Annotated in this window: 22 protein-coding genes, 7 pseudogenes and 1 other annotated feature; of the genes and pseudogenes, 16 read left to right on the top strand and 13 right to left on the bottom strand. The window is 68.4% G+C overall.

Going from position 1 to position 26,349, the window contains the following annotated elements:
* Positions 1-6: 6 nt before the first annotated feature.
* Positions 7-1,875, bottom strand: coding sequence for a PHA/PHB synthase family protein (locus H1Q64_RS23295; protein WP_237906933.1), 1,869 nt, complete (start codon positions 1,873-1,875; stop codon positions 7-9).
* A 323-nt stretch (positions 1,876-2,198) separates the two neighbouring features.
* Positions 2,199-2,354, bottom strand: a complete 156-nt coding sequence (locus H1Q64_RS23290; protein ID WP_237906932.1) for a hypothetical protein — start codon at positions 2,352-2,354, stop codon at positions 2,199-2,201.
* Positions 2,355-2,466: 112 nt separating this feature from the next.
* On the opposite strand from H1Q64_RS23290, the pseudogene H1Q64_RS23285 reads away from it, so the two are divergent.
* Positions 2,467-2,715 (top strand): annotated as a pseudogene (locus tag H1Q64_RS23285) (exopolysaccharide biosynthesis protein); the annotation flags it as partial.
* 87 nt (positions 2,716-2,802) lie between these two features.
* Here the strand turns inward: H1Q64_RS23285 and H1Q64_RS23280 are convergent.
* Positions 2,803-3,339 (bottom strand): annotated as a pseudogene (locus tag H1Q64_RS23280) (IS5 family transposase); the annotation flags it as partial.
* A 179-nt stretch (positions 3,340-3,518) separates the two neighbouring features.
* Here H1Q64_RS23280 and H1Q64_RS23275 point away from each other — a divergent pair.
* Together H1Q64_RS23275 and H1Q64_RS23270 are read left to right on the top strand one after the other, a co-directional pair.
* On the top strand, positions 3,519-4,361 hold the full coding sequence (locus H1Q64_RS23275) for a nickel-binding protein (RefSeq protein WP_237906931.1): 843 nt from the start codon (positions 3,519-3,521) through the stop codon (positions 4,359-4,361).
* Between the two features lie 63 nt (positions 4,362-4,424).
* Positions 4,425-5,669, top strand: a pseudogene (locus tag H1Q64_RS23270) (IS3 family transposase).
* Positions 4,709-4,825, top strand: a sequence feature (AL1L pseudoknot). (Overlaps the previous pseudogene by 117 nt.)
* A 249-nt stretch (positions 5,670-5,918) precedes the next feature.
* On the opposite strand, the gene H1Q64_RS23265 reads toward H1Q64_RS23270, so the two are convergent.
* Both H1Q64_RS23265 and H1Q64_RS23260 read right to left on the bottom strand, forming a co-directional pair.
* Complete coding sequence (locus H1Q64_RS23265; RefSeq protein WP_237906930.1) at positions 5,919-6,365, bottom strand: beta-lactamase hydrolase domain-containing protein; 447 nt, start codon at positions 6,363-6,365, stop codon at positions 5,919-5,921.
* A gap of 33 nt (positions 6,366-6,398) precedes the next feature.
* Positions 6,399-6,854 (bottom strand): chromate transporter, encoded by a 456-nt coding sequence (locus H1Q64_RS23260; protein WP_330874606.1) that lies wholly within the window; start codon positions 6,852-6,854, stop codon positions 6,399-6,401.
* Between the two features lie 888 nt (positions 6,855-7,742).
* Between H1Q64_RS23260 and H1Q64_RS23255 the strand changes: the two genes are divergently transcribed.
* Positions 7,743-7,889, top strand: a complete 147-nt coding sequence (locus H1Q64_RS23255; RefSeq protein ID WP_237906929.1) for a hypothetical protein — start codon at positions 7,743-7,745, stop codon at positions 7,887-7,889.
* A 532-nt stretch (positions 7,890-8,421) separates the two neighbouring features.
* On the opposite strand, the gene katG is transcribed toward H1Q64_RS23255, so the two are convergent.
* A complete protein-coding gene (gene katG, locus H1Q64_RS23250) occupies positions 8,422-10,620 on the bottom strand; it encodes a catalase/peroxidase HPI (protein ID WP_237906928.1) in 2,199 nt (732 codons plus the stop codon).
* A gap of 306 nt (positions 10,621-10,926) precedes the next feature.
* Between katG and H1Q64_RS23245 the strand changes: the two are divergent.
* Both H1Q64_RS23245 and H1Q64_RS34145 read left to right on the top strand, forming a co-directional pair.
* Positions 10,927-11,119 (top strand): annotated as a pseudogene (locus H1Q64_RS23245) (Tn3 family transposase); the annotation flags it as partial.
* A 589-nt stretch (positions 11,120-11,708) separates the two neighbouring features.
* Positions 11,709-11,798 (top strand): annotated as a pseudogene (locus H1Q64_RS34145) (ISAzo13-like element transposase-related protein); the annotation flags it as partial.
* 50 nt (positions 11,799-11,848) lie between these two features.
* Here H1Q64_RS34145 and H1Q64_RS23235 read toward each other — a convergent pair.
* Together H1Q64_RS23235 and H1Q64_RS23230 are read right to left on the bottom strand one after the other, a co-directional pair.
* Positions 11,849-12,328 (bottom strand): N-acetyltransferase family protein, encoded by a 480-nt coding sequence (locus H1Q64_RS23235; RefSeq protein ID WP_419468861.1) that lies wholly within the window; start codon positions 12,326-12,328, stop codon positions 11,849-11,851.
* Positions 12,329-12,484: 156 nt separating this feature from the next.
* Entirely contained in the window at positions 12,485-13,273 is a 789-nt protein-coding gene (locus H1Q64_RS23230) for an SDR family oxidoreductase (protein WP_237907174.1), read from the bottom strand.
* A gap of 102 nt (positions 13,274-13,375) precedes the next feature.
* On the opposite strand from H1Q64_RS23230, the gene H1Q64_RS23225 reads away from it, so the two are divergent.
* Positions 13,376-13,813 carry a winged helix-turn-helix transcriptional regulator gene (locus H1Q64_RS23225; RefSeq protein ID WP_237906926.1) on the top strand — a complete coding sequence of 146 codons (438 nt, stop codon included), beginning with the start codon at positions 13,376-13,378 and terminating at the stop codon, positions 13,811-13,813.
* A 20-nt stretch (positions 13,814-13,833) separates the two neighbouring features.
* On the opposite strand, the gene H1Q64_RS23220 is transcribed toward H1Q64_RS23225, so the two are convergent.
* On the bottom strand, positions 13,834-14,328 hold the full coding sequence (locus H1Q64_RS23220) for a hypothetical protein (protein WP_237906925.1): 495 nt from the start codon (positions 14,326-14,328) through the stop codon (positions 13,834-13,836).
* 524 nt (positions 14,329-14,852) lie between these two features.
* Here H1Q64_RS23220 and H1Q64_RS23215 point away from each other — a divergent pair.
* The 4 genes from H1Q64_RS23215 (at position 14,853) to H1Q64_RS23200 (ending at position 18,128) form a co-directional block, all read left to right on the top strand.
* On the top strand, positions 14,853-15,182 hold the full coding sequence (locus tag H1Q64_RS23215; RefSeq protein WP_237906924.1) for a GntR family transcriptional regulator: 330 nt from the start codon (positions 14,853-14,855) through the stop codon (positions 15,180-15,182).
* A gap of 53 nt (positions 15,183-15,235) precedes the next feature.
* A complete protein-coding gene (locus H1Q64_RS23210) occupies positions 15,236-16,597 on the top strand; it encodes a PLP-dependent aminotransferase family protein (RefSeq protein ID WP_237907173.1) in 1,362 nt (453 codons plus the stop codon).
* A gap of 84 nt (positions 16,598-16,681) precedes the next feature.
* Positions 16,682-17,113 (top strand): MerR family transcriptional regulator, encoded by a 432-nt coding sequence (locus tag H1Q64_RS23205; RefSeq protein ID WP_237906923.1) that lies wholly within the window; start codon positions 16,682-16,684, stop codon positions 17,111-17,113.
* A 52-nt stretch (positions 17,114-17,165) separates the two neighbouring features.
* On the top strand, positions 17,166-18,128 hold the full coding sequence (locus tag H1Q64_RS23200; protein ID WP_237906922.1) for a bile acid:sodium symporter: 963 nt from the start codon (positions 17,166-17,168) through the stop codon (positions 18,126-18,128).
* A gap of 15 nt (positions 18,129-18,143) precedes the next feature.
* Here the strand turns inward: H1Q64_RS23200 and H1Q64_RS23195 are convergent, their stop codons facing one another.
* From H1Q64_RS23195 to H1Q64_RS23180, 4 genes and pseudogenes are all read right to left on the bottom strand, one after another.
* Positions 18,144-18,764 (bottom strand): SDR family oxidoreductase, encoded by a 621-nt coding sequence (locus H1Q64_RS23195; protein ID WP_419468865.1) that lies wholly within the window; start codon positions 18,762-18,764, stop codon positions 18,144-18,146.
* A gap of 77 nt (positions 18,765-18,841) precedes the next feature.
* The gene (locus tag H1Q64_RS23190) at positions 18,842-19,837 is read right to left on the bottom strand and encodes an iron-containing alcohol dehydrogenase (RefSeq protein WP_237907171.1); all 996 of its coding nucleotides are present in this window, start codon (positions 19,835-19,837) and stop codon (positions 18,842-18,844) included.
* Positions 19,838-19,889: 52 nt separating this feature from the next.
* A pseudogene (pdxA, locus tag H1Q64_RS23185) lies at positions 19,890-20,931 on the bottom strand (4-hydroxythreonine-4-phosphate dehydrogenase PdxA).
* The gene (locus H1Q64_RS23180; RefSeq protein ID WP_237906921.1) at positions 20,928-21,599 is read right to left on the bottom strand and encodes a four-carbon acid sugar kinase family protein; all 672 of its coding nucleotides are present in this window, start codon (positions 21,597-21,599) and stop codon (positions 20,928-20,930) included. The pseudogene pdxA and the gene H1Q64_RS23180 overlap by 4 nt, the downstream one beginning before the upstream one ends.
* Between H1Q64_RS23180 and H1Q64_RS23175 the strand changes: the two are divergent.
* The 5 genes and pseudogenes from H1Q64_RS23175 to H1Q64_RS23155 all read left to right on the top strand — a co-directional run.
* Positions 21,540-21,836, top strand: a pseudogene (locus H1Q64_RS23175) (FCD domain-containing protein); the annotation flags it as partial. The gene H1Q64_RS23180 and the pseudogene H1Q64_RS23175 sit on opposite strands and share 60 nt — an antisense overlap.
* A 121-nt stretch (positions 21,837-21,957) precedes the next feature.
* A complete protein-coding gene (locus H1Q64_RS23170) occupies positions 21,958-22,860 on the top strand; it encodes a LysR family transcriptional regulator (RefSeq protein WP_237906920.1) in 903 nt (300 codons plus the stop codon).
* A 95-nt stretch (positions 22,861-22,955) separates the two neighbouring features.
* Positions 22,956-24,326, top strand: a complete 1,371-nt coding sequence (locus H1Q64_RS23165) for an amidase (RefSeq protein WP_237906919.1) — start codon at positions 22,956-22,958, stop codon at positions 24,324-24,326.
* Complete coding sequence (locus H1Q64_RS23160; RefSeq protein WP_103041278.1) at positions 24,323-25,516, top strand: CaiB/BaiF CoA transferase family protein; 1,194 nt, start codon at positions 24,323-24,325, stop codon at positions 25,514-25,516. The genes H1Q64_RS23165 and H1Q64_RS23160 overlap by 4 nt, the downstream gene beginning before the upstream one ends.
* Positions 25,516-26,325, top strand: a complete 810-nt coding sequence (locus tag H1Q64_RS23155; protein WP_237906918.1) for an enoyl-CoA hydratase — start codon at positions 25,516-25,518, stop codon at positions 26,323-26,325. The genes H1Q64_RS23160 and H1Q64_RS23155 overlap by 1 nt, the downstream gene beginning before the upstream one ends.
* Positions 26,326-26,349 lie beyond the last annotated feature (24 nt).

Below are 26,349 nucleotides of genomic sequence, written 5' to 3'. Positions count from 1 at the left end.
GCGGGCTTACTTTTCCAGGACATAGGTTCCGGGCGCGTCGGCGAGCGCCGGGTGCGTCGCGCTGCCCAGCGCCGGCGGCTTTCCCTTTCGACCCGACCGTTCAGCCAACCATGACGTCCAGTCTGTCCACCAGCTGCCGCTGTGCGCGGTGGCCTTCTCGCGCCACGCCTGCGCGGTCGCGCCGGGCTCTTCAGCGCCGTTGGTCCAATAGGTGCCCTTGCCGCCGGGCGGGTTGATGATGCCGGCGATGTGCCCGCTGGACGCCAGCACGTAGCGCACCTTGCTCTCCTTGAGCAGCTGCGTGACGCGCCACGCGGAGTCCCAGGGCACGATGTGGTCCTTCTCCGCGCCGACCGCGTAGACGTCTTGAGGGATGCGCCCGAGGTCGATGGCCTCGCCCTTGAGCCTGACCTTGCCCGGAGCGATCAGGTTGTTCTCGACATAGGTGTTGCGCAGGTACCAGCTGTGCGCCGCCCGCGCCATGCGGGTGCCGTCGCTGTTCCAATACAGAAGATCGAAGGCCGGGGGCTTGTTGCCCATCAGGTAGTTGTTGACGACGTTCGACCAGATCAGGTCGTTGGAGCGCAGCAGGTTGAACATGTTGCTCATCTCCCGGCTGTCGAGGTAGCCGCGCTCCATCATCTGCTGTTCGATGAAGTCCACCGCCGGTTCGCCCATGAACACCGCGGTGTCGCCGACATGGGAGAAATCCTGGAGCGACACCATGAAGGTGGCGGCGTTGAACCGCGTGTCGCCCTTCGCCGCCAGCCAGGCGAGCGTGATGGCAAGCAGCGTGCCGCCGATGCAGTAGCCCATCACATTGATGGAGGTGGCCCCGGTGATGTCGCGCACCACGTCGGCGGCCTGCAGCGGGCCGAGGTCCATGTAGTCGTCGAAGCCGACGCCGTCCATCGAGGCGTCCGGGTTCTTCCACGAGATCACGAACACCGTGAAACCTTGCTCGACCAGATGGCGCACCATCGAGTTCTTCGGCTGGAGGTCGAGGATGTAGTACTTGTTGATCCACGGCGGCAGGATGAGGAGCGGCACAGCGTGCACCGCCCCGCCCGCCGGCTGGTACTGGATCAGCTCGATCAGCCGGTTGCGGTGGACGACCTTGCCGGGAGTGGTCGCCAGATTGCGCCCCGGCTCGAAGGCGGTGGCGTCCACCATGCTGAGGCGGCCTTCCCTCAGGTCCGAGAGCAGGTTGCGCGCACCGTCGGCCAGGCTGACGCCACCGGTTTCCAACACCCGGCGCAAAGCGGCCGGGTTGGAGAACAGCAAAAGCGTCGGGCTCATGGCGTCGACGAACTGGCGGAGATGGAAGGTCAGCCGCCGCCGCTCGGCATCGTCGAGGCCGTCGGCGCGCTCGCCCTGTTCCAGCAGCCAGTCGGAGGCCAGCAGGTACATTTCCTTGAGCGTGCGGTAGGCCGGATTGGTGTGCCATTCCGGCGCGGCGAAGCGCTTGTCGCCTTGGGGCGCCGGTCCCGACCCGGCGGCGTCCGCCCCCTTGCCGGCGGCCATGCCCCACCAGCGGCGGCCCGCGTCGTTCCATGCCTCCATCGCGGACGTCCAGACGGCCGCCTGGACGTCGGCGGCCTTGCGGACGGCCTTGTCCGGACGGCTGAGCGACAGCATCCACACGGTCCGGAGCGCGCGGGCGACTTCCGCCCAGTCGACCGGCACGATGGTGCGGAAGGGATTGGCGCTCCATAGGCCGTCGATGGACCGGAGCACCGGGTCGTTGGCCAGAACGTCGTTGAGCCGCCGGGTTCCGGCGTCCCGCAGGGTGCCGGTGAGATCGTTGGGCGAAACCTGCCACCATGGCCTGACGGCTCCACTCCAATCGCGGACGGCACCGACGTTGGCTTCCATCCAGGATGTCCAGAGCCCCAGGGCCATGTCAGGCCTCAAGGGCAGCCGATCCGGATCGCCATCCATCCCGGCCTGTCGATTTGCGGCCGCATCCTCTCCAGCGGCTTGGCGCCGCTGGCGGCGGTGTTCCGTGCCTCTATCGGTGCCCATGGGAGACGCCCCTCTTTCGTTCGTCCCATCCGGCCATGGCCCATCCGGCCGTAGCTGGCCGACCGTGGCGGGTGATCAGGATACGATCGGTTCCGGAGACGGTCGATGAGGACGTACCCCGGCATCAACACCGCGGGTGGTCTTTCGTTCTGTCCAACGCCAGGAGAGACCCATCACGGACTGGAGAGCATCCACGCCACCACGGCGGCAATGCCGACCAGAACGCCGACCAGCCCAGCCTCGCTGAGACGGCCGCGCCGGTATAGGGCGACGGAAACCGCGATGACCGAGGCGGCGGCGATGAACAGGCCCACTTGCGACTGGCTCATGCCATCTCCCCTATGCGTTTCACCCTTCCGAGCCGACCGTCCGCCCCCTTCTCCCGATGGCTCAACAGTCTGAGGGGGCATTGTCATCATCACGCGTGCGCCCACGTCCGTGATGCTGAACGGGATTCTCGGCGAACCACCCGCGGAGCATGTGACGCTGGACTGGCTCGCCGGGAGGCTCGGTTATCGCTCGTTCGGGGGCATCCTCCTTCTCCTGGCGCTCCTCGGCGTGCTTCCAGGCGTATCAGCCGTTGCCGGCATGCTGCTCACGATCGTTGCGTTCCAAATGATCCTGGATCGTCCCAGCTCTGCGTTCCCCCGCCGCATCGCTACCCGTCATGTCGAGACCCGTCGGCTGGCCGCGATCATCCGCCGGACCGTTCCGGTGTTGCGCTGGGCGCGTGATCTGACCGAGCAACGGCCCGACCAGAGAGGCTTCGCCGCCCTACGTAGTCGTCACTTCCGAGGCGAGGATTTCGCCGCTATGCGGATCGACGGCGAGATGCAGCTTGCGCCAACTTCGGCGTGCTTGGCCGCCGTGCTTTTCCAGGTGCCACTCGCCTGTCCCGAACACCTTCAGCCCGGTCGAATCGATCACCACGGTCCCCGGCCCATCCGCCCTGGCCAGCGCCGACGCGACTGCCAGATCGGCCCTGCGCCGGGAAAACGTCGTGTGATCGGGAACCGGAAGCTTCAGACCGAGCAGGCGCATGAGCGAGCCCAGCAGCCCCTCCGTCTGCCGCCATGGCCGCCCAAAAGCGAGGCGCAGCATCAATCCAGCCTCAATCGCGAGGTCCGAGTGGCGGGGAGGCCGACCGCGCCGCGCCGTCTTCGCTGGCGTCCAGGCGGCAATTGCCTCGGGCGTCACCCAGATCATCAGATCACCGCGGCGGCGCAACGCCGCATCGTAAGCCGCCCAGTTCTCCACCCGATAGCGGGCGCGCGGCATCTTGTGACGGCGGGTTTCGTTGGCCTTGTACGGTATCCGGCTCTCGAACTCAGCGGGACGCCTCTATACCTGCCATGGCTCCGACGCTGCCAGCTTCCGACGAATTACGCGCCAACGCCCCATGCCACGACGAAAGAAAAATTTGCCATAATGACAATTAATCGCACGAGCAGTAATTGTCGTTCTGTGGTATGAATGAAGATCAGGAGGTCCTGATGCCCCTATTTTTATCGCGATATGATCAACGTTTTGGCAAACGGACGGCAGCCAACATCGCGGAGGAGCGTCGGAAGGACCTGGAAATGCAAAATCATTACGGTGTCAGATTCCTGTGTCACTGGTCCGATGGAGCGTCCGGCACGGACTTCTGCCTGATTGACGCGCCTGACCGGAAAACGGCGATGCGCGTCCACCGGGATGCACATGGTGGCGAGGCATCCGACCTAATGGCGCTTGATCTCTCCGCGGTGGTGGCGCTTCTCGACCGCATTCCCGATCCGGTGCCAACGGCTGCCGATTGGGAAACCGCTGCCCCCTCCTTCTGCGCGGTGTTGTTCACCGACATCGTCGATTTCACCAGCATTACTGCCCGGCTTGGCGATGTAAAAGCGGTCGATATGGTGCACGAACATGATGTTATCGTCCGACGAGCGTTGAAGAATACTGCTGGACGAGAGATAAAACGCACCGGAGATGGGATGATGGCTTCGTTTCGAGATGTCTCTGCGGCGGTCGCCTGCGCCTGTTTCATCCAGCAAGCGTTTGATATGTTCAATCATGATCGCGCTGAACACCTCCGAGTGCGCATCGGCATCCACGCTGGTGAGCCTGTCGAGGACAACAACGATCTCTTGGGGTGCGTGGTTCAGGTGGCTTCTCGTATTTGCCAAAACGCCGAGGCCGATACTGTTGTCGTTTCCGATATTGTCCACAACCTCGTCGTGGGCCGATTTGAAGCCGTAGACCTTGGACTGACTCCCCTCAAGGGCCTGGTTCATCCAGCTCACCTCTATCGGATTTCCTGCGCGTCCATTCATGAGTCCCCGCTTTCCTGTTGATTGGAGCTTTTAAACTGCTCCCAGTTTCCCGGAGGCCCCATCTTCTGAGAGAGTGGGGTCATCATGACGAAACAGGGATCACTCAAGTACGCCCCCGAGGTGCGGAAGCGCGCGGTTCGGATGGTGTTCGAGCACGAAGGGGACCACGCCTCGCAGTGGGCGGCGATCGGCTCGATCGCGGCGAAGATCGGCTGCAATCCGGAGACGCTGCGGAACTGGATCCGGCAGGCCGAGCGTGACCATGGCAAACGGCCCGGCCCGACGACGGATGAGCAGGAGCGGATCAAGGCGCTGGAGCGCGAGGTCCGGGAGCTGTCCCAAGGGAGCGAGATCCTGCGCAAGGCGTCGGCCTATTTCGCCCAGGCGGAGCTCGACCGCCCGTTTCGGAAATGATCGCCTTCATCGATGAGCACCGCGCCGTCCTCGGGGGCGAGTCGATCTGCAAAGTGCTGCCGATCGCCCCGTCGACCTACCGCGCTCATGCCGCCCGCCGCGCCGATCCGTCCAAGGCGCCGGCCCGTTCGCGAAATGACGCGGAGCTGAGTGGGGCTATCCGACAGGTCTGGGATGCGAACTTCCAGGTCTATGGGGTACGAAAAGTGTGGCGGCAATTGCAGCGGGAAGGCCTCGACGTGGCACGCTGCACGGTGGCTCGCCTGATGCGGCGCACGGGGCTGCGGGGCGTCACGCGCGGCAAGGCGGCGCGGGCGACGATGAGTGACCCGGCGGCTCCCTGTCCGCTGGACCGGGTGAACCGGCAGTTCCAGGCGCCCCGCCCGAATGCCCTGTGGGTGGCGGATTTTGGGTGGCGGATTTCACGTGCGTGGCCACGTGGCAAGGCTTCGTCAACGTGGCCTTCCTCATCGACGCCTTCGCCCGCCGCATCGTGGGCTGGTGGGTGTCGTGCACCGCCCATGCCGGCTTCGTGCACGATGCCCTGGAGCAGGCGCTGCACGACCGCCGCCGGCCAAGGGCTGCGGCCTCATTCATTATTCCTATCGCGGATCGCAATACGTTGCCATGCGATACACCGAGCGCCTCCCCGAGGCCGGCGTCGAGCCCTCCGTCGGCAGCGTCGGCGACAGCTACCACAACGCCTTGGCCGAGACGATCAACGGCCTCTACAAGACCGAGCTGATCCGGCGTCGCGGGCCATGGCGCACCCTGGAAGTTGTCGAGTTTGCCACCCTGGAATAGGTCGACTGGTTCAACCACCGGCGCATCCTCGAGCCTATCGGCAACATTCCGCCCGCCGAGGCCGAAGCGCGCTACCATGCCCAAACCGAGGACGCCGCCATGGCGGCGTGACTCAAGCCAAATGGCCTCCGGGAAACCCGGAGCGGTTCAAATCTGCAGCGGGATTTCTCCATGAGGGAACTCCGACCCGCCGCTCCGGGATTCGCCAACAGTATCTCTTCTACTCAGGCCCCAACAGGCAGGAAGCCCATCGTAATCCAACCGCTCGTGACGGAGATTTCTTTATGGGTATTCCTGCCAGTTGGGGCGGCGGACCAGCGCCATAGATTGGCTTGGCTGCTCAGAGGCAAGGAATATGCTTCATTCATTCCCCTCCGGCTTTCGTGCGAAGCCCTCGATGAACGTGCGGAGTTCGTCATCAACCACGGGGAACCCAAGATCGCGGGCTTTGGTGACGAGGTGGCCAGCTGCTCCACCACTCTCTGTGGCAAGCAGGCTGATGGCGCAGGCACGTTGGCCTGCACCACAATGCACGTATACCGGACCCTCGGAGTTCCGGATGGCCTCGCGTACGGCTTCTACCTGCTGCGCGTCCAAGCTGGAGATTGCAACCGGAATGTGATGATAAGACAATCCAGCCGACTTAGCCTCAGCCTCCTCATCAGCCGGTGACAGCGATTGGTTCTTCTCACCTGCAGTGCGCAGGTTCACAACCGTCGCGAACCCTTGAGCGCGTAATTCAGCCAGTTGCTCCGCTGAGGGCTGCCGACCGACCGCAACCTTGTCCGAAATCTTCTTTGTCTCCATCTGCCTTCCTCCTGGATTTTGCATGCGCCTTTGTCAGAGCGTCAGGAAACCAACCATACCTGCTTCGATGACGATGGCCCATGCCGGTGCCCGCCACGCTGTCAGGGCAACGAACGCCGCTGCGGCGATGGCCATGGCGACTGACGAGGTGATTCCTTCGCTGAAGACCGTGCCGTAGAGCGTCGCTGCGAGCAGGCCCACAACTGCGGCATCGATCCCGGAGAGTGCGGGTTGCGCCAGCGGGGCGGTCCGAAGGCGGCTCCAGAATGGTAAGCCGCCGAGGATGAGCAAAGCCGACGGCACGAAAATCGCCATGAGGGCAATGATGGCACCCAGAATACCGCTGGGTGGGGTTTGCATCACGGCGCCAAGATAGGCCGCGAAAGTGAACAGCGGGCCGGGTACGGCCTGCGCCGCCCCGTAGCCCGCCAGAAACGCTTCCCGACCGACGAGCCCAGTATCGGCGACCTCGGTCTGGAGGAGCGGCACGGCACGCCCGGAGTCTGTCGGCTCAGCAGGCGGAGGCCATGATCGGCGTATCCGCCCTCAACCGCGTGCTCGACGCAGGACGCCCCACCTCCGTTACGCACCGCGTAACCGGCGGCAGAAAGGACGAACAGACCGGCCGCCCGTCTCCATGCACCAAAGCGGATTTCGATTTGCTTTGGACCGCGACGGCGGTCCCGGCCGCTCATGCGGCCGAAGCCCAGCCTCTCGCGGGAACTTCGTTCCCGCTGGCGGCAGGTGGATGCCAAAGGCATCCGCTGAGAGCCGGCAAATGAGGCCGTGTGAATCTCAAGCGAATGGCAATTCGCTCTAACACCCGCGTTCGAGGCTTGTCGACAGTTCCGCTGTTGAGGAAACCTACTGGCGTCCGGTCATCGCTCTCTTTTTTGCACATCGTCGCAAGCATACCATTCCCATATTCATTGTGTCGGCAAGTATCCGGCCTTGGTGCACTCCGAGTTGAATGAGTGTCTTGGCCGGTGCGGCTGCCCCATCCAGAGGGGACGTTATATGAAACCGCATCTGTGGGAGCGTTTGGAAGCGCGCGAGATCAACCCAATGTATGTGGTGCCCTTGGCGGCGCTGCTTGGCCTTATCGTGTTGGCTGCTTGGTAGGGCGCATTGGGAAATCGGGTTGGTGGGGTACGCATGTTGCTGGCCTTCGGCCTGTGCGACCGCCGTCCGGCCGTGCGTGCCGGACCACGGGTATTCCCGCTCGGCCGATCCAGCGTTGCGGACGCCATGCAACGGTGCTTCCCTGCCCCGCTGCTATCGAGCGGGGTGCCCGCTCAGGCAGTTTTGCGCAGGAGGCTCGAAAACGCGCCTTGCTCAACAAGCATGCGCCAAAGCCCATGGCCGGAGGGGTGCGTGATGAGCGCAGTGATCATTATCGTGAGCTTTGCGATCGTCATTCTGACGTCGATCCTGTCGCACGGTGATCGATGGTGGATGTCCGGGGCCGTGCTCGTCGCCGCCGTTTTCTGGTTTGCCGGCGCCTCTCTGGGGCGGCGACCGTGATGGAGGCGTGGCGAGGAGTAGGCGTTGAGCGCCGCCCGGCCTTACGGACCAGCCACATCGGTGCCGACCTGCTTCTACGCGTTGTCCCGACACGGCTGTTCAACCTCGGGGGCACCGCCTCCCGTCCGCACACCGTGACAGGATCGGATCATCCTCGCTCGCCCTGGCAGTTCCTGATTTTGAAGTGGGACTGTATGCCCGTTGTCGCGCCGTCTTGATGATGGTCATTCCCCACGGGCCCGGAAACGATCACCTCAGGTCCGATACCGACCTTGCAGTGGGCAAGGGGCGCACCGGGATCGAGCGGAGCGCCGGGGCCGCCGACGCCGTGCGGCAAGGATCCACCCTTGCGGGGGGGGCACGCCATAGGGCCGAGCGCCCTTCGAGCCACGATGCCACCAGCACCTGCTGCATTCCCTTTATCCTTCGCCCATTCGCCCCTCCGCGCAGATTTACACCCCGAAGGGCGGGCCCCGCGGCGACGAGGCCCGCCCGCGCCCTGCGGCGCTTCCCCCGCTTCCCCCGGACGCATCTACTGCCGCGGCCGCGCGAGGTCGAAGCGGTCGGCGTTCATCACCTTCGTCCAGGCCGCGACGAAGTCCTTCGCGAACTTCTCCCGGGAGTCGACGCAGGCATAGACCTCCGCGAACGCGCGGAGCTGGGAGTGCGAGCCGAAGATCAGGTCGACGCGGGTGGCCGTCCAACTGGGGGCTCCGGTCCTGCGGTCCCGGCCCTCATAGACGCCCTCGGCGTTCGGGGGCTGCCACTCCGTGTCCATGCCGAGCAGGTTGACGAAGAAGTCGTTCGTCAGCGTCCCGGGCCGGCTGGTGAAGACACCGTACCTGGAACCGCCGGTGTTGGCGCCGAGGACGCGCAGGCCCCCGATGAGGACGGTCATCTCCGGCCCGGTCAGCCGCAGCAGCGCCGCCCGGTCCACCAGGGCCTCCTCGGGCTGCATGAACTGCTGTTTCTTGCTGTTGATGTAGTTGCGGAAGCCGTCGGCTCGCGGTTCGAGCGGGGCGAAGGAGTCGACGTCGGTCTGCCCCTGCGACGCATCCGTGCGGCCGGGCGAGAACGGCACCTGCACGTCCAGCCCGGCGTCCTTCGCGGCCTTCTCGATCGCGGCGCCGCCGGCGAGCACGATCAGGTCGGCGAGCGAGACCTTCTTGCCGCCGGCGGCGGACGCGTTGAAGTCCTTCTGGATCGCCTCGAGCTTCTCCAGAACCGTCCGGAGCTGCGCGGGCTCGTTCACCTCCCAGTCCTTCTGCGGGGCGAGGCGGATGCGCGCACCGTTGGCGCCGCCGCGCTTGTCGGAGCCGCGGAAGGTCGAGGCCGAGGCCCAGGCCGTCGAGACGAGCTGCTGGACCGGAATGCCGGACGCGAGGATCTTCGCCTTCAGCGCGGCGACGTCGCCGTCATCGACCAGCGGGTGATCGACCGGCGGAACCGGGTCCTGCCAGATCAGCGTCTCCTTCGGCACGAGCGGGCCGAGATAGCGCGCGACCGGGCCCATGTCGCGATGGGTGAGCTTGAACCAGGCGCGGGCGAAGGCGTCCGCGAACTGGTCGGGATGCTCGTGGAACCGCCGCGAGATCTTCTCGTAGATCGGGTCGAAGCGCAGCGACAGGTCGGTCGTCAGCATGGTCGGCAGGCGCGTCTTCGACGGGTCGAAGGGATCCGGGACCGACGGCTCGGCGTCCTTCGCCTGCCACTGCCATGCACCGGCCGGGCTCTTGGTCAGCTCCCATTCGTATTTGAAGAGGTTGTCGAAGAAGTGGTTGCTCCATCTGGTCGGCGTCTGCGACCAGATGACCTCCGGGCCGCCGGTGATGGCGTCGGGCCCGAAGCCCCTGCCGTACTTGTTCTTCCAGCCGAGTCCCTGGTCCTCGAGCGCGCCGGCCTCGGGCGCCGGGCCCATGAAGGACGGATCGCCCGCACCGTGCGTCTTGCCGAAGGTGTGGCCGCCGGCGATCAGCGCCACGGTCTCCTCGTCGTTCATCGCCATGCGGTAGAACGTTTCGCGGATGTCCTTGGCCGCCGCGACCGGGTCAGGCTTGCCGTTCGGCCCCTCCGGGTTGACGTAGATAAGGCCCATCTGCACCGCGCCGAGGGGCTCCTGGAGCTGGCGCTCGCCGCTGTAGCGCTCGTCGCCGAGCCACGTTCCCTCGGGACCCCAGAAGAGTTCCTCGGGCTCCCACACGTCAACGCGTCCGCCGGCGAAGCCGAAGGTCTTGAAGCCCATCGACTCCAGGGCGACGTTGCCGGCCAGGACCATCAGGTCGGCCCAGGAGATCTTCCGCCCGTACTTCTGCTTGATCGGCCACAGCAGGCGGCGCGCCTTGTCGAGGTTCGCGTTGTCCGGCCACGAGTTGAGCGGCGCGAAGCGCTGCTGGCCGGCGCCGGCGCCGCCACGGCCGTCGGTGGTGCGGTACGTGCCCGCGCTGTGCCACGCCAGACGGATCATCAGCCCGCCATAGTGGCCGAAGTCCGCCGGCCACCACTCCTGCGAGTCCGTCATCAGGGCGTGCAGGTCCTTGATCACGGCGTCGAGATCGAGGGACTGGAATTCCTTGGCATAGTCGAAGTCCCTGCCCATCGGGTCGGACAGCGGCGAGTTCCGATGCAGCATCTCGATGTCGAGGGCGTTCGGCCACCAGTCGCGGTTCCTACGGCCGCGGGCTCCGCCGCTGAACGGGCACTGGCCAGCACTCTCGTCGGTCCTTGCGTCCATCGTCTCCTCCTGCGGAAATTGTGTGTTCTGGCAAAAATCTTGCCCAACACGGTCCGTCGAGTAAATTAGGCTTTCATAATCACTGCGATAAGATGGCCTTATGATTTCTGGCCCCGTGCATCCTGAAGCGCCGGACGGTGTGAAGGTCGGCTAATCGCGCCGGCTGCCGCCGTCAGTCACAAGGCTGGCCGTGCGAGGCCAAGACGCAGCGACCGGGGTGCGCTCGATCCCGTAAAGCTGATGATGGGGCGCCTGCGGGAGAATAGCACTTCCCGCCGCCTGTGGTCGCTGAGTCTCCACATAATCTCGGATCATGTGTCGGGGCTCGGCCATCTGCTAAGGTTCCGCTTCGCCCCTCGCGTCCGCGATCTCAAGGAGGGTCGGTTGTATGTGATTGATCGCACGGCAAATTATGGATTGCTGACGCCATTGATCGGCGGCCCGGTGCGCCTGCAACTTCGTCGAGGAATCCGGGGATGACCTGCTGTGGTTGGCGACTTTGGCGCAGAACTCGGCCTGAGGATGGATTTCGCCCGGAGGCGATGGAGATCAGGCGACCTTCCGGGAAGTCGGCATGCCGAGGCTAGGGCAAGGCAGGGAATTATGTGCCCCGGACGTGGGTTGGAGAGACTGAAAGCTTGTTCCGTCGGCGGCGACGGGAATTGCCAATGCCCTCGTCCATTGTTCATCCGTGTGGCTGTCCGCGCTGTCGGGCCGATGAGCCGCACGCGGATCGTGCGCTTCACCAGCACATCAATCTGCTCGTCAGTCGCCTCAATGAGCAGCAGCGCCGCTGGTTCGTCGCGCTGGAGGCCGAGCGCCTTGGCCGCGGCGGGGAGTCGCTCTTGGCGCAGATCACCGGCCTGAACCGGCGGACCATTCGACGTGGTCGCCGCGAACTCGCGGCCGGCTTGGCCGAGCGCTCGACCGAGCACGTCCGCGCCCCGGGCGGCGCGCGACCGGCGCAGGAGGTGCAGGATCCGGAGCTTCTCCCGGCTCTGGAGACGCTGCTCGCCCCCGAGACCGCCGGTGACCCCATGGGCCGGCGTGCCAAGGGCAAGCGCAGTTCCCTGCGGCAGCTGAGCCGTCGCTTTCCCCGGGCTGAGCACTTGTTGATTCTGGCCGACGCTGGTGGCTCGAACAGTTGCCGCTCGCGCGTCTGGAAAGCGCAACTCCAGGAGGAGAAGCGTCGGAAAAAGTCCATGCCGGACCTCCAAGGGGGAAGACGTCAGTCGCCGGCCTGAACGGTGCCGCCACGAACGTCATCCGGCAGCTCCGCGTCGGCCTCGCCCAGGCTGCGCTGCAGGAAGACGCTGTCGGTCCAGCGTCCGAACTTGAAGCCCACCGACCGCAGAACGCCGGCCCGGACGAACCCGAAGGCTTCGTGCAGGCGCCGGCCGATGCCGAGACCCTGGCGGTCCTTGTGGACGTAGATCGAGTGCTCGACCGTGTAGCGATCGGCCGGGCGTTTGCGGAAGGGGGCGGCGTAGGCGTAGCCGACGACCACGCCCCCGATCTCCGCCACGAGGTGCGGCAGGCGCCGCTTCAGCATGGCCTTGCGGCGGCGCTTCAGTTCCTCGGCGTGCAGCGGCCCGATGTCGAAGGGACCGAGGCCGTGCTGGATGTGGTAACCGTAGATCTCCAGCATCGCGGCCACATCCGCCTCCGTGGAGGGGCGGATGCTGATGGAGAGAGACGTGTCGAGCACCGGTCTGCCCCTGCGGCCTGCGGAACGGCTTCGCGCCGGGTGGGCAACCTAACCGAACTCGATGACAGGCGTGTGACGCACGGCCGGGGTTTCACGAAAGGGTCATCGAATTCCGGCAAGAGGCGGCCGGGGTCCGCGAACCCCCGCATGGCTCCATCAGACCGTCGGGATCGTCCCGCCGTCGATGACATGCTCTGCGCCGTGGATCGCGGACGCACGATCCGAGGCCAGGAAGGCGATGAGCTCCGCAACCTCCTCGGGCCGGGCCGGGCGTCCCAGCGGGATGCCACCGAGCGCATCCAGGATGCTTTGGCGCGCCGCCTCCGGCGTTCCGCCGGTGCTGGCGGCGATGCGGGACACCAGAGCGTCGGCGGCTTCGGTGTAGATCCAGCCCGGCGAAACGACGTTGACCCGCACGCCCTTCGGACCGAGCTCCTTCGACAACGCCTTGCTGTAGGTCGTCAGAGCGGCTTTCGCCGCCGCATAGGCGGTCGTGGAATCGTGGAGCGGCAGTTGGCGCTGGATGGATGAGACGTGGACGACCGCGCCATTGCCGCGGGCGATCATCTGCGGCAGCAGGGCTCGATCGAGCCGCACCGCCGCCAACAGGTTCAGGTCCAGCTCCGTGCGCCAATGGTCATCCGTCAGGGCGGCGAAGCCGCCGCCGGGCGAGGCGGAGCCACCCAGAACATGGACCAGCACGTCGACGCCGCCAAGGATCTCCATGGCCGCCTCGGCGAGGCGCAGGGATCCCTCCGGAGTGGTCAGGTCCGCCACCACGAACCGCGCGCCCGCCGGATCGTCGGAACCGGCGCGCGCGGCGGTCAGGACGTGGGCGCCGCCCGCGAGGAACCGTTGGACGGTCGCCCGGCCGGCGCCCTTGGTGCCGCCGGTGACGACGACGCGGCGCCCCTGGAATTCGGAGGGATCGATGCGGGCGGGCATCATGCGATCTCCAGGGCGGTGATCGCAGGCGGAAGTTCGTGGTTCATGCGCTCTCTCCGGGAATGCGTTGCGTCGGAGAAAGGGTGCTACTAGGCTTTCCGGATGACAAGAACCGACGAAAAAGTAAGGTACTTACCGGAAGGTAAGCGTGCTTCCTACACGGCGCGATCGGCTGCTCAGAGCGTGCAGAACACGCTCCGGGTTCTGGAGGGCCGATGGAAGCTCGTCATTCTGTTCCAACTGTTCGGCGGCCAGGTCCGGCGCTTTTCCGATCTGGAGCGGGCCATCCCCGGTATTTCCCAGAAAATGCTGATCCAGCAGTTGCGTCAGCTCGAAAGCGACGGGGTGGTCGGGCGCATCGTCCACCATCAGGTCCCGCCGAAGGTGGAGTATCATCTGACGGAATGGGGCCAGTCCCTGTGCCCGGCTCTTGACGCTCTGCTGATCTGGGCGGAGGGCGCGCCCGCCGAACTCCGGTCGCGGCTTATCCAGGAGGGATCGGACGGTGAGGCGCAAAAGCCGGAGACCAGCGTGACGTAGACGGTGTCGGTCACGATCCCTCAAACGCTCGATGCCATCCAGGCGGTGCTCCCGTGCGGGGCGGATCGCTGGCCTCCCGTTGCCACCGCACGGCTGACGACCTCGCCGTCAAGATTGACGAAGTACGTCGCGGTCCGCACGAGTTGCTCCGGCGTGAGGCCGTTGGCCCGCAGTTCCTCCCACATCCTCTCCATCTCGTGCTCCGGCCGGCCAAGATAGGAATCGGTGATGCGGTCCATCAGCTTCTGCTGGTCGGCCGTCACGTAGGGCATGTAACCGCGGTCGTTGACAGGCAGCGCCATCTGAAACGCCGGCGGGTCGCTGGTTCGGCTCTGGACGACTTTCTCCCGCTGGCGCTTGTACGCATCCAGATCCTTTTGCAGCCGGGCGATCTCTTGGCTCTCGGCCGGCTCGGTCGATGCCGGCGCGGTCATGGGAGCCGGCGCTTCGGAAGCGTTTGCCGACAGCATATCCGAGAAGCTGGTCGAGCCGGTCGGTTGGCTGGCGCCCGACATCCGGCTCCGATCCGAAACGGCAGCCTGTCCAACGACCACAGGGTGCCCAAGGATGTGCATGTTCACCTCCACTGCGGTTCATGGCTTGCGCCATGTGGTGCCGAGCAAAAGCAAAGGTTGTGCCACATCGCCGCCCCGCCGATGAACACCACGCCGGGCCCCCGTGACGCCGGTGCGGACACCTTTCGCTTGGCGGGACTCTGCCTATGGGCACAAATTGCCGGCCGGACCTGCCGGAGGCATAAGCATCGCGGTGTTCCCGGCCTCCGACCTCGTCAACGGCCAGTTGATCTTCGTCGATGACGGCTTCATGGCCATCTACGGACCAAGGCCGTCGGCTGAACCTCCGCCGCTCCGTCCCGGGTCGGGATGCCGAACGGAGCGGTGGACAAGCCGTTCCGCGCGTTCATGACCGGCGTTCCGGGATCCCGGACCACGGCGTGCGATTGACTTGCCCACCCGGGATGCCTAAACAACTGGAACCGCTGCGTACCAGCGAACCAGTTCAGCGACTGGAGAGCGGCATGGAAGACCCTGATTTCGACGTCTCCCGCCACCTGCAGAAAACCAAGGTCCGACGCCCGCCCGACATCATCATCGAGCAGTTCAACGACCTGATCGCCCGCCGGATCATCGAGGCGGGACAGAAGCTGCCCGCGGAACGGGTGCTGGCCGGACGCTTCGACGTCAGCCGCGGCACGGTGGTGGAAAATCTCAGCGAGCATGTGCTGCTCGGCCTCATCAACAACATCCTCAACGCGGACGACACCAGCCCGGAGATGCTGATCGAGGTGCGCGGCGCCCTGGAAGCCCGCCGCACCAAGGCGTCGAAATCCCTGCGGGAGACCGGGTGAGGACGGGCTCGCCCTTGCCGGAACCGCGCAACGTCACCCGGACCATGGAGGTGATGGACGCGATCCGCCAAAGGATGGCGGACGGCCGGCTGTCTCCGGGCGACCGATTGCCGTCCATCCGCCGGTTCGCCGCCACCATGGGCGTGTCGCCGTCGACCGTGGTGGAGGCCTACGACCGTCTCGCCGCCGAAGGCGTGATCCGCTCGCGGCCCGGTTCCGGCTTCTACGTGTCCGGCGCTTTGCCACCGTTGGCCCTGGCCGAAGTCGAACCGCGCCGCGACCGGGCCATCGATCCCTTCTGGGTGTCGCGCCAGTCGCTCGACGCCGACGCTGAGATGCTGAAGCCCGGTTGCGGGTGGCTGCCGGCGGACTGGATGCCCAACGCCGCCCTGCGCCGCGCCATCCGCCGTCTCGCCCACGCCGACGACGCCGTGCTGGCCGACTATGGCAGCACGCGCGGCTCGCTCGCCCTGCGCAGGCTCCTGGCGCGGCAGTTCGCGGAGGAAGGGATCGCGGCGGGAGCCGACCAGATTCTCCTGACCGGGTCGGGAACGCAGGCGATCGACCTGATCTGCCGCTTCCTGCTGCGCCCCGGCGACACGGTGCTGATCGACGACCCCTGCTATTTCAACTTCCAGGCCCTGCTGCGCGCCCACCAGGTCCGCATCGTCGGCGTGCCCTACACCCGCAACGGGCCGGACACCGCGCTCTTCGCCAAAGCGCTGGCCGAACATCGGCCACGCCTCTACATCACCAACGCGGCGCTCCACAACCCGACAGGGGCGACGATGTCGCCGCAGACGGCGCACCGGCTGCTCAAGGCCGCCGCCGCCCATGACATCACCATCGTCGAGGACGACATCTTCGCCGGTTTCGAACCGGACCCCTCCCCGCGCCTCGCCGCCCTGGACGGGCTGTCCCAGGTCATCCGGATCGGCAGCTTCTCCAAGACGCTTTCCGCCTCGGTGCGCTGCGGCTATCTCGCGGCGCGGCCGGACTGGGTGGAGGCACTGGTCGATCTGCAGGTCGCGACGAACTTCGGCGGTCCGAGCCCGGTCGCCGCCGAACTCGTCCTCGCGACCCTCGGCGATGCCGGCTACCGCAAGCATCTGGAGGGGCTGCGCCGCCGTCTGGCTCGGGCGCGGCGCGAGACGGCGGACCGGCTGGCGGCCCTCGGCCTGCACCCCTGGCTGATGCCGCGCGGCGGTTTCTATCTCTGGTGCAGCCTGCCGGACGGCCGGGACGCGGCAGACGCGGCGCGGGCGGCGCTGGACGAGCGGGTGGTCCTCGCCCCGGGCAACGTCTTCAGCGTCAGCCAATCGGCCGCCGGCTATCTGCGGTTCAACGTCGCCCAGATGAGCGATCCGCGCGTTTTCGAGGTGCTGAAGCGCGCAATCGCGGCGGCGGAAGGGTGAGGTCCCGTTCGGCGGTGGATGCGCGGCTGCCCGCTCTGCGCTATCCTCCACCCTGGAGTTACTACAGGGTCAAAGGGGTTTGTGATGGCGCAGCAGGATCTGTCCATCGGCGCGCTCGGCAAGATGACCGGCACCAAGGTCGAGACCATCCGCTTCTATGAGAAGATCGGCATCCTGCCGGCGCCCGCCCGTACGGCGGGGAACTACCGCAGCTACGGCCACGACCATGTGCGGCGGCTGACCTTCGTCCGGCGGGTGCGCGATCTCGGCTTTCCGCTGGAGACCGTCCGGGCGATGCTGGATCTGGCCGACCAGCCGGACCGCCCCTGCGGGGAGGTGGACGCCCTGGTGCTCGAACAGCTTCACGAGGTGGAGCGGAAGATCGCCGATCTGGAACGCCTGCGCGAGGAGCTGGACCGGCTGGCCCACCAGTGCCGGCGCGGCGGCCGGATCGCCGAGTGCCGCATCATCGAGGCGCTGTCGCCGCACCATGAGGATGGCCGCTGCTGCCCGTGACCCGGCGGGTCCGGCACGGCCAGAAACACATTCCATGACCGGGAGCCGAGACATGGCCGCCATCACCCGCGCGGATCTGGAAAACCATCAGGTCCCCATTTATTTCGCGGCGGTCGTCGCCGGGCTGCTTGCCGCCGCCGTCGTGCCGGGCGACGCCTGGGGAGCCGGCATCAACCCGTCCCTCGCCGCGCTGATCTACATCACCTTTCTTCAGGTCCCGCTGGGCGACCTGCGGCGGAGCGTCACGAACACCCGCTTCCTGTCGGCCCTGCTGCTGGTCAATTTCGCGGTGGTGCCCTGCGTCGTCTTCGGGCTGGTCTCCGTGCTGCCCGCGGACCAGTCGGCGGTGCGGCTCGGCGTGCTGCTGGTCCTGCTGGCGCCGTGCATCGACTATGTCGTCGTCTTCACCCATCTCGGGCGCGGCGACGCGCGGCTGGTGCTGGCCGCGACGCCGGTGCTGCTGCTCGTCCAGACGCTGCTTCTGCCCGTCTATCTCGGCCTGTTCGCCGGGGAGGGAGCGGCGGCGCTGATGCAGCCGGGTCCGTTCATCGACGCCTTCGTCGGACTGATCGCCGTGCCGCTGGCGCTGGCCGGGGCGACGCAGGCCTGGGCTGCGCGCAGCGGTACTGGAAAGGCCGCCGCGGGCGCCCTGGCGTGGCTGCCGGTGCCGCTCATGGCGCTGGTGCTGTTCCTGGTCGTCGCCACAGTCGCCGCCGACGTGGCCGCCCAGGCGCGGGCGGTGGCCCTCGCCGTGCCGCTCTACATCGCCTTCGCGCTGGCGATGCCCTACGCCGGCCGGGCGGTGGCGCGCCTGTTCCGGCTCGAGACCGAGGCGGCGCGGGCCGTCGTCTTCAGCGGCGGCACGCGCAACTCCCTGGTCGTCCTGCCGCTGGCCTTCGCCGTCCCGGACGGCGGGGCGCTGGTGCCCGCGGTGGTGGTGACACAGACCCTTGTGGAGCTGGTGGCGATGCTCACTTACGTCCGCTGGGTGCCGCGCCTCGTGCCCGCGCGCTGAACCGGAAAAGGCGCTTCACACCAGAGAGGCGCCGCCGCACACCACGATGCGCTGGCCGGTGATGCTGGCCGCCGCGTCCGACAGCAGGAAGGCGGTCAGCGCCGCCACCTCCTCCGGCTTCATGAAGCGGCCGATGGGGGGCCGCTTCGGCTGCACGCCGGCGCGGTTGGGGTCGGCCAGCATCGGCGTGTCGGTGGCGCCGGGGGCGACCACGTTCACCGTGACGCCGCGCGGCGCCTGCTCGATCGCCCAGGAGCGGGCCAGCCCCGACAGCGCCGCCTTGCTGGCCGCGTACTGGCCGCGCCCGGCCGAGCCGTCCGAGGTGCGGCTGCCGATCAGCACGACGCGCCCGCCCTCCTCCATGGCGGGGACGGCGTGCTCCACGAGCTGCGTCGCCGCCTCGACATGCAGGCGCCACATTGCCCGCGCGTCGGCCTTGGCGCTGTCCGTCCCGCCCAGCCGGCCGACGCGCAGGATGCCGGCGGCGTGGACCACCGCCCGCACCGGCGGCAGGCCGGCCAGGGCGTCGGCCAGCGCCCCGGCGTCCATCAGATCGACGGCAACGAAGCGCAGGGCCGGATGGTCGATGGCGGGGGCGGTGCGGCTCAGCCCCACCACCTCCCAGCCGTCGTCCAGCAGGCGAGCCGCGATGCCCGCGCCGATGCCGGAGCTGAACCCCGCTCACCAGAGCCCGGCCCGGCGAAGCGGGCCGCTCAACCTCCGGCCGCCCCATCTCCGGCTGGCCAACCATTGTAGCTCATCGCCTGGGCCTTCACCGCCTCGGCGTCGAAGGCGTTGATGTCCGCGATCAGGTCGTTGGTGTAGAAGCGCGACAGGTCCTTCGCCTCCATGCCGTTCAGCGCCATCTCGATGGTGAACTCGTCCGGGTTGATCTGGCCCATCTTGTAGCCCGGATAGGGCGGCTGGTAGAGCTTGATGCGGCGGCTGACCGCGACCAGCACCGCCTTGACCGCCTCCTCCTCGCTGCTGCCGCGCGGCGCGGTCTCCGGGTAGAGCTTGAGGAAGGCCTTGGCACCCGCCGTCAGGTTGGCGAGCAGGAAGGTCGAGGACTTGGCCGCCGACCGGCCGAAGCCGACCATCAGCGCGCGGTCGGTCTTCAGCTTGTCGCGCAGCGCCATCAGGAACTGGCCGCCGATCATCGGCAGGCCCTGCGGGCGGGTCAGGATCTTGAAGGGCAGCCAGCGTGTCGGAGAGATGTGCAGGCTCTGCACGGCGATCTTGCTGGCGGTGGCCGGGCCGGTGACCAGGGCGCGGGTGCCGGCCTCGCTGCCGGTGCCGGCGGTGGTCGGCACCTGGGCCAGGGCGGCGCGCTTGGCCCTCACCCGCTCCGCGCCGGCGACGTCGGCGAGGGTCTGGCCGCTGCCCGGCAGCACCGCCGCCAGCTTGGCCAGATCCATGGCGCTGCCGCCGCCGAAGCCGACGACGAGCTGCGGCTCCGCCGCGTCGGCCACGGCCAGCAGGTCGTCGAGGTTGGCGGTGTCCGGCTCCGGCCGCACGCGGTCGAAGACCGTCACCGCGCCCGGCAGGTCGAGCAGCCCGACGCGGGCGGCGTTGAAGGCGTCGGCCACCACCAGCGTACGGGCGATGCCGTTCTCCCGCGCCCAGGCGCCGACCGAGGCGATCAGACCGCCGCCGAACAGGACGCGCGGGGGCCGGACCAGCTCGATGGACGCGAAGGCGGACGGCATGGCTTCGGGCGGGGTGGCGTGGATGGACTCCGTCATGGCGGGTGCTCCTTCCTCAGCCGGTCCGCCGGCGGGCGGCGGCCAGTTTCTCGGCGTAATCGATGGCTTCGATCAGGCTCAGCTCGTTGGCGATGCCCTTGCCGGCGATGTCGAAGGCGGTGCCGTGGTCGACGGAGGTGCGGATGATCGGCAGCCCCAGCATGATGTTGACCCCGCTCAGCGCGTCCCACCGGCCGGTCGCCGGATCGACGTGGAAGCCCAGCAGCTTGACCGGGATGTGCCCCTGGTCGTGGTACATGGCGACCACCGCGTCGAACTGGCCGCCGCGCAGCTTGACGAACACCGTGTCGCCCGGCACCGGCCCCACCACGTCCAAGCCCTCGGCCACGCAGCGCTCGATGACCGGGGTGGTGATCTCGATGTCCTGCCGGCCGAACAGCCCGCCTTCCCCGGCGTGGGGGTTCAGGGCGGCGATGGCGATGCTGCGGCGGCGCTCCAGCCCCAGCCCCAGCCCGGCCAGCGTCTCGTCGGTGCGGTCGATGACGTAGCGCAGCCGCTCCGGCGTCAGGCGCTTCGGCACGTCCTCCAGCGCGATGTGGGTGGTGACGTGACTGACCCGCATGTTGCCGTGGGCCAGCATCATCACCGAGCCGCGGGCGCCGGTCAGTTCGGCCAGCAGGTCGGTGTGGCCGGCGAAGTGGTAGCCGGCCTTGTTCATCGCCTCCTTGTTCAGCGGCGCCGTGACCAACCCGTGGATGCGCCCGGCCTCGGCCAGCCGCACCGCGCGCTCCACCACCAGATAGGCGAAGCGGCCGCCGTCCACCGACAGCTCGCCGGGGCGGATCGGTTCGCCCTCCGGCCCGGCCTGCAGGCAGGCAGGCGAGCGCCGGCCACTCCTCGTCCGCCGTCACCTCGGGAAAGGCGAGGTCGCTGCCCAGAGCCTCGCGCGCCGCCATCAGCGCCGGGTTGCTGCCGATCACCAGAAGCCGCAGGCTTCCGGAATCCAGCCGCTCCTTCAGGCGGGCGCAGGCCTTCACGATGATCTCGGGTCCGACGCCGGCCGGATCACCCATGGTGATGGCCAGATGGGGGGTCATGCTCGTTCTCCTCGATGCGGCCAGGGCGTGCCGTGGCGCGTTGGTTCCGGTGCCGCCCGATCCGCGTCCGGGGCGTCCCCGCGGATCAGCCGGCGCAAAAGCGCGGGGTCGCCGAAGGCGCCCGATTTGGAGACGACGCGCACCCCGCTCCAAGCGCCGCCGCGCAGAGTCGAGCAGGGCACGCCGGGCAGCAGGGCGCCGGCGAGGTCGGCGTCGGTCTCGGCGTCCCACAGGCTGACGCCGGGCGGCACCGGGTCGCCGGGGCGGCACAGCCGCACCCGCTCGCCCTCCGCTTCCAGGGCGGCCGCGAGATCGCTGGCGACGGCCGTCCAGCCATCCATGCTTCGGGCGTGCTGGCGGCCGTCGCGCGTCACCCGTCCCTGGAAGGGAAAGGCCGGCGCGACGATGCAATGATCCGGGCAGTCTACGGCCATCCAGGCGGCGACCTCCGCCGCGCCATGGCCGCGCAGCAGGCTGTCCAGCTTGGCGAAGCGCAACGCCTCGCCGCCCGGAAGGCGGGTCGCCAGCGCCGTCACCCGCCGCCGCGTCGCCGCCGCGTCGCCGATGTCCCGCGTGCCGGTGTCCAGGGCCACCGAGGCGCCCACCGGCACCGGGACGATGCGGATTTCGCCTTCCACGCCGCCATCGCGGACGCCGCGAACAACCATTATTACGCGTCGTCGATGCAGGCGCTGAAGGACCACATCGCCGTCGGCATGAAGTTCCACGGCTCGTCGCTGCTGGGGCCGAGCGGCGGGCTGGCCCATGTTCTGGAGGAGCATCGGGGAATCTTCGAGGCGATCCGCAACCGCGACGCCGACACCGCGCGCGCCCGCATGCGCCGGCATCTGGAAGGGTCGCGCGACCGCGTGTTCGAGGGACGGGTGCTCGACCTGTCGCTGTGATCCGGGCGCCCTGAATCCTGTCACCCTGTCATCGTGCTCGCCCGCCCGCGCCCGTAATGGCACTCTGTCGGGACCGGCGGATTGCGGATGGCCGGTGAATTGCGGATGGGGTGTGTGGACCGTGCTTCACCATGACTTGGCGACGCTTCGGCTGTTCGTGAAAGCCTGTGAGCTGAAAAGCCTGAGCCGCGCCAGCGAGGCTTTGAATCTCGCGGTGTCCGCGGCCAGCCGGCGCATCCGGCTGCTGGAGCACGACGCCGGGATGCCGCTGCTGAAGCGGCGCCCGCATGGCATCGAGCCGACCCCGGCCGGCCTGCTCGTGCTGCGCTACGCCCACGACATGGTCTATCTGGGGGCGCAGTTGGAGGCGATGCTCGCCGAATACCGGTCCGGCGTGCGCGGCCATGTCCGGGTCTACGCCTCCTCCTCGGCGCTGGTGGAATGCCTCGCCGCCGACCTCTCGCGCTTCGCCGCCGAGAATCCCGGCATCAAGCTGGAGTTGGAGGAACGCCCCAGCGCCGACACGCTGGACGCGCTCTACCGCAAGAAGGCCGACATCGGGGTCATCGTCGGCGGCCGGGGAACGGAGGGGCTGGTCCGCTACCCCTACGCCAAGGACCGGCTGTGGGTGGCGCTGCCGCGCGGGCACCGGCTGGCCGAGCGGCCCAGCCTGCGCTTCGCCGAGCTTCTGGACGAGGAGCATGTGGCGCTGGAGGGCGGGACCGCCGTGCACGGCCTGCTCGCCGAGCGGGCACGGGCGGAGGGCCGCTTCATCAAGGTGCGCGTCCAGGTCCGCAGTTTCGAGGTGATGTGCCAGATGATCAGCCTCGGGCTGGGCGTCGGCGTTCTGCCGAAGCGCGCCGTCCAGCCCCTCTCGACCGCGCTGGGCGTGGAACTGGTCGCCCTCGACGAGGACTGGGCGGAACGCAGCTTCGAGATTTGCGTTCGCTCACCGGACGCTCTGGATGCGCCGAGCCAGCGGCTCCTGGATTTCCTGCGGGAGCAGGCCGTGTCAAAGCCATGATTTCGAGAAATTCGAAATCAGGTGTGTCGCAATTGTTCTTCTAGGCAACTGTGCAGACCCTCATCATCAGGTCCGGCGATGAGGGAGTGGGCCGAATGTCCTGGACCATCCAGAACCCCGATGTTCCTGACGACCCCTGCGGGGCCGATGCCGGTTTCGCGGATTGGAGCGGGCTCCCACCGGCGGCCCGCCTGAACGCCGTCGCAGCCTGCACGGCCTGGGCGCCGGAGGTTCAGGCCCGCTTCGGCTGCTTCGTCGCGCTTGGCACCGCCGAAGCGGACGCCACCGGCCCGCTGGCCGGCCTGCCCTACGCCGCCAAGGACATGTTCGACAGCGTCGGGCGCTCCCCCGGCTGCGGTCTTCCCGGCGCGGCGGATGGCGACGCCCCGGTGCCGGAGCGGGCGGCGGCGGTGCTGGAACGGCTCGACGGGGCTGGAGCGCGGCGGATCGGCTTCACCACCATGACGGCTCTGGCCTACGAGCCGTCCGGCGTGGGAAAGGCGCTCAACCCCTGGAACCGCGACATCGTCCCCGGCGGCTCCTCCTCCGGGTCGGCGGTCGCGGTGGCGGCCGGCGCGGTGTTCGCCGCGCTGGGATCGGACACCGCCGGGTCGTTGCGCATTCCGGCGCAGGCCTGCGGAGTCACCGCCTGGAAGCCGACCTACGGCGCGGTGCCGGTCGCCGGGGCGATGACGCTGGCCCCCAGCCTCGACACCATCGGACTTCTCGCCCGCAGCGCGCGCGACATCCAACTCCTGGCGCCCGTCCTGGCGACGGATATGGCGTTCCCATCCGAACCGCCGGCCCGCGTCGCCCTCCTGTCCGACGCGGTCGAGGCGTCCGAAGCGCCGATCCAGGCGGCCTGCCGCGAGGCCGTGGAAGCCATCGCCGCCTGCGGCGTCTCGTTGGAGCAGCGGCAGGGCCTGCCCGCCATCGACGCACTGTCCGACCCCCTCTTTCTCATTCTCCAGGCCGAGGCAGCGGCCCAGCATGGGGGGCTCGCCCTCGCCGCGCGGGACCCGACCCTCGCCCGGCGGCTCGCCAAGGGCCGGGACATCACGCCGGACCGCCTCGTGGCGGCGAAGGCGGCGCTGTCCGGCGCCACGGCGCCTATCCTCGACAGCCTGTTCGGCGAGGCCGGCGCCCTCCTGCTGCCGGTCATGCCGATCCGCACGCCGCCGGTCGCCGTGGCCGATCCCGCCTCCCCGGACTTCCACGCGGCGACGCTCTACCGGCTCAGCGCCTACACCCGTTTCGTGAACGCCCTCGGACTGCCGGCGGTCGCCGTCCCGGCCGGCTTCGACGAACGCGGGATGCCGGTGGCGCTCCAGATCGTCGGCCGTCCGGGGACGGACGGCGCGCTGCTGGCCCTCGCCGCGGCGCTGCAGGCGCGGACCGGCTGGCACCGGCGGCGGCCCAGCGACATCACCGATTTTCCCAGCCCTCTTGCACAGCGTGGCTCATGACCCGATCCGAACCCGCAAAAGCTCTTGAGCACATCCGAGTCCTGGATCTCACGCGCGTGCGCGCCGGCCCGACCTGCTGCCGCGTGCTCGCCGACTTCGGGGCGGACGTCATCAAGGTCGAGGCGCCGCCGGGCGTCGACCGCAACGAGGGGATGAGCGGCCCCCGCCACGGCTATGACATGCTGAACCTGCACCGCAACAAGCGGTCGCTGTCGCTCAACCTCCGCACCCCGCAGGGCCGCGACCTGTTCCTGGAGCTGGTGCGCACGGCCGATGTGGTGGTGGAGAACTACCGGCCCGACGTCAAGGACCGCCTCGGCATCGGCTACGACGCGCTGCGGGCGGTGAATCCGCGGATCATCCTGGCCTCCATCTCCGGCTACGGCCAGACCGGCCCCTACCGCGAGCGCGCCGGCTTCGACCAGATCGCCCAGGGCATGGGCGGCCTGATGAGCGTGACCGGGCTTCCCGGACAGGGACCGGTCCGGGCGGGCATCGCGGTCGCCGACAGCGCCTCCGGCCTGTATGCGGCCATCGGCATCCTGGTCGCTCTGTCGGAACGCGACCGCTCCGGCGAGGGGCAGTGGGTCCAGACCTCCCTTCTCGAATCCCAGATCGCCCTGATGGATTTCCAGGCGGCGCGCTATCTGGTGGAGGGCGAGGTTCCGCAGCCGGCGGGCAACGACCACCCTTATTCGACCCCCATGGGCGTGATGGCGACGGCTGATGGCCACCTGAACATCGGCGTCGGCGGCGACGGGCAGTGGCGGTCCTTCTGCCGGGCCATCGAGCGCGAGGACCTCGCCGACGCCCCCGAGTTCGCCACGCAGGAGCAGCGCTTCCGCAACCGCCCGACGCTCAAACCGCTGCTGGAGGAGGTGTTCCGCACCCGCAAGACCGCGGACTGGCTGGCGCGGCTGGAGGAGGAAGGGGTTCCGGCGGGGCCGATCTACCGCATGGACGAGGTCTTCGCCGACCCGCAGGTCGGGCATCTCGGCATCGCCGTGCCCTGCGAGCATCCCGCGCGCGGCGCCATGCGCCTCGTCGGCCAGCCGGTCGGCCTGTCGCGCACGCCCGCCCGCATCGAGCGGCCCGCCCCCGACGCGGGCGAGCACACGGCGGAGGTGCTGGGCGCCATCGGCCTGTCCCCGGCGGACGTCGCCGCTCTCAAGGCGCAGGGAATCGTCTGATGAGCGATCAGGAACCGGGCGCTGTTGGAGGTGTGGTGGGGCTCGACGTGTCCGGCGGAATCGCCCGCCTGACGCTCGACCAGCCCCGGCGGCTGAACGCGATGACGCTGGAGATGTGGCGCTCCCTGCCCGAGCGCATCGGCCGTGCCGTGGCCGATCCCGCGGTCCGCGTCCTGCTGGTTCGTGGCGCCGGGGAGCGCGCCTTCTCCGCCGGGGCCGACATTTCCGAGTTCGGGACCGTCCGCGCCGACGCCGCCCAGGCCGCCGCCTACGAGGAGGCGGTCTCCGCCGCGACCGAGGCGCTTCTCGGAGCCCCGGTGCCGACGGTCGCCGCCATCCGCGGCATCTGCTTCGGCGGCGGGCTGGAACTGGCCCTGTGCTGCGACCTGCGGCTCAGCGACGACGGCGCGCGCTTCCGCATGCCGGGCGCCCGGCTCGGGCTCGGCTACGGCTTCCCCCTGGTGCGCCTCGTCGTGCAGCGGATGGGCGCAGCCGCCGCCGCCGACCTGCTGTTCAGCGCGCGCATCGTGACGGCGGACGAGGCGGCGAGCCTCGGCATCGTCCAGCGCGTGGCCGCCGCGTCCGCCTTCGACGGCGCCGTGGAGAACTACCTTGGCCTGATCGCCGGAAACGCGCCGCTGACGCTGCGCGCGGCGAAACGGGCCATGCTGGAAGCGCTGCGGACCGACGGTCCGGCCGACGCCGAAGCGGTGGACGCGCTGGTCGCCCGCTGCTTCGCCAGCGCCGACTACGCGGAGGGGCGTGCCGCCTTCGCGCAAAAAAGAGAACCCGGTTTCAAGGGAGAGTAGAGCGGAGGATCGGCCCCACGGGGC

It is taken from the genome of Azospirillum brasilense, assembly GCF_022023855.1.
GTDB lineage: Bacteria > Pseudomonadota > Alphaproteobacteria > Azospirillales > Azospirillaceae > Azospirillum > Azospirillum brasilense_F.
This window is presented reverse-complemented; position numbering and strand designations above follow the sequence as displayed.

Bases quoted from the DNA above. Each gene is read 5' to 3' on its own strand.
- H1Q64_RS23210 (WP_237907173.1), top strand. From the start codon at position 15,236: ATGGACGCGATCCGCCAAAGGATGGCGGACGGCCGGCTGTCTCCGGGC.
- H1Q64_RS23265 (WP_237906930.1), bottom strand. From the start codon at position 6,365: ATGGAGACAAAGAAGATTTCGGACAAGGTTGCGGTCGGTCGGCAGCCC.
- H1Q64_RS23295 (WP_237906933.1), bottom strand. From the start codon at position 1,875: ATGGAAGCCAACGTCGGTGCCGTCCGCGATTGGAGTGGAGCCGTCAGG.
- katG (WP_237906928.1), bottom strand. From the start codon at position 10,620: ATGGACGCAAGGACCGACGAGAGTGCTGGCCAGTGCCCGTTCAGCGGC.
- H1Q64_RS23290 (WP_237906932.1), bottom strand. From the start codon at position 2,354: ATGAGCCAGTCGCAAGTGGGCCTGTTCATCGCCGCCGCCTCGGTCATC.
- H1Q64_RS23165 (WP_237906919.1), top strand. From the start codon at position 22,956: ATGTCCTGGACCATCCAGAACCCCGATGTTCCTGACGACCCCTGCGGG.
- H1Q64_RS23255 (WP_237906929.1), top strand. From the start codon at position 7,743: ATGAGCGCAGTGATCATTATCGTGAGCTTTGCGATCGTCATTCTGACG.
- H1Q64_RS23190 (WP_237907171.1), bottom strand. From the start codon at position 19,837: ATGCCGTCCGCCTTCGCGTCCATCGAGCTGGTCCGGCCCCCGCGCGTC.
- H1Q64_RS23225 (WP_237906926.1), top strand. From the start codon at position 13,376: ATGACAAGAACCGACGAAAAAGTAAGGTACTTACCGGAAGGTAAGCGT.
- H1Q64_RS23155 (WP_237906918.1), top strand. From the start codon at position 25,516: ATGAGCGATCAGGAACCGGGCGCTGTTGGAGGTGTGGTGGGGCTCGAC.
- H1Q64_RS23200 (WP_237906922.1), top strand. From the start codon at position 17,166: ATGGCCGCCATCACCCGCGCGGATCTGGAAAACCATCAGGTCCCCATT.
- H1Q64_RS23230 (WP_237907174.1), bottom strand. From the start codon at position 13,273: ATGCCCGCCCGCATCGATCCCTCCGAATTCCAGGGGCGCCGCGTCGTC.
- H1Q64_RS23220 (WP_237906925.1), bottom strand. From the start codon at position 14,328: ATGTCGGGCGCCAGCCAACCGACCGGCTCGACCAGCTTCTCGGATATG.
- H1Q64_RS23160 (WP_103041278.1), top strand. From the start codon at position 24,323: ATGACCCGATCCGAACCCGCAAAAGCTCTTGAGCACATCCGAGTCCTG.
- H1Q64_RS23205 (WP_237906923.1), top strand. From the start codon at position 16,682: ATGGCGCAGCAGGATCTGTCCATCGGCGCGCTCGGCAAGATGACCGGC.
- H1Q64_RS23275 (WP_237906931.1), top strand. From the start codon at position 3,519: ATGCCCCTATTTTTATCGCGATATGATCAACGTTTTGGCAAACGGACG.
- H1Q64_RS23215 (WP_237906924.1), top strand. From the start codon at position 14,853: ATGGAAGACCCTGATTTCGACGTCTCCCGCCACCTGCAGAAAACCAAG.
- H1Q64_RS23180 (WP_237906921.1), bottom strand. From the start codon at position 21,599: ATGGTTGTTCGCGGCGTCCGCGATGGCGGCGTGGAAGGCGAAATCCGC.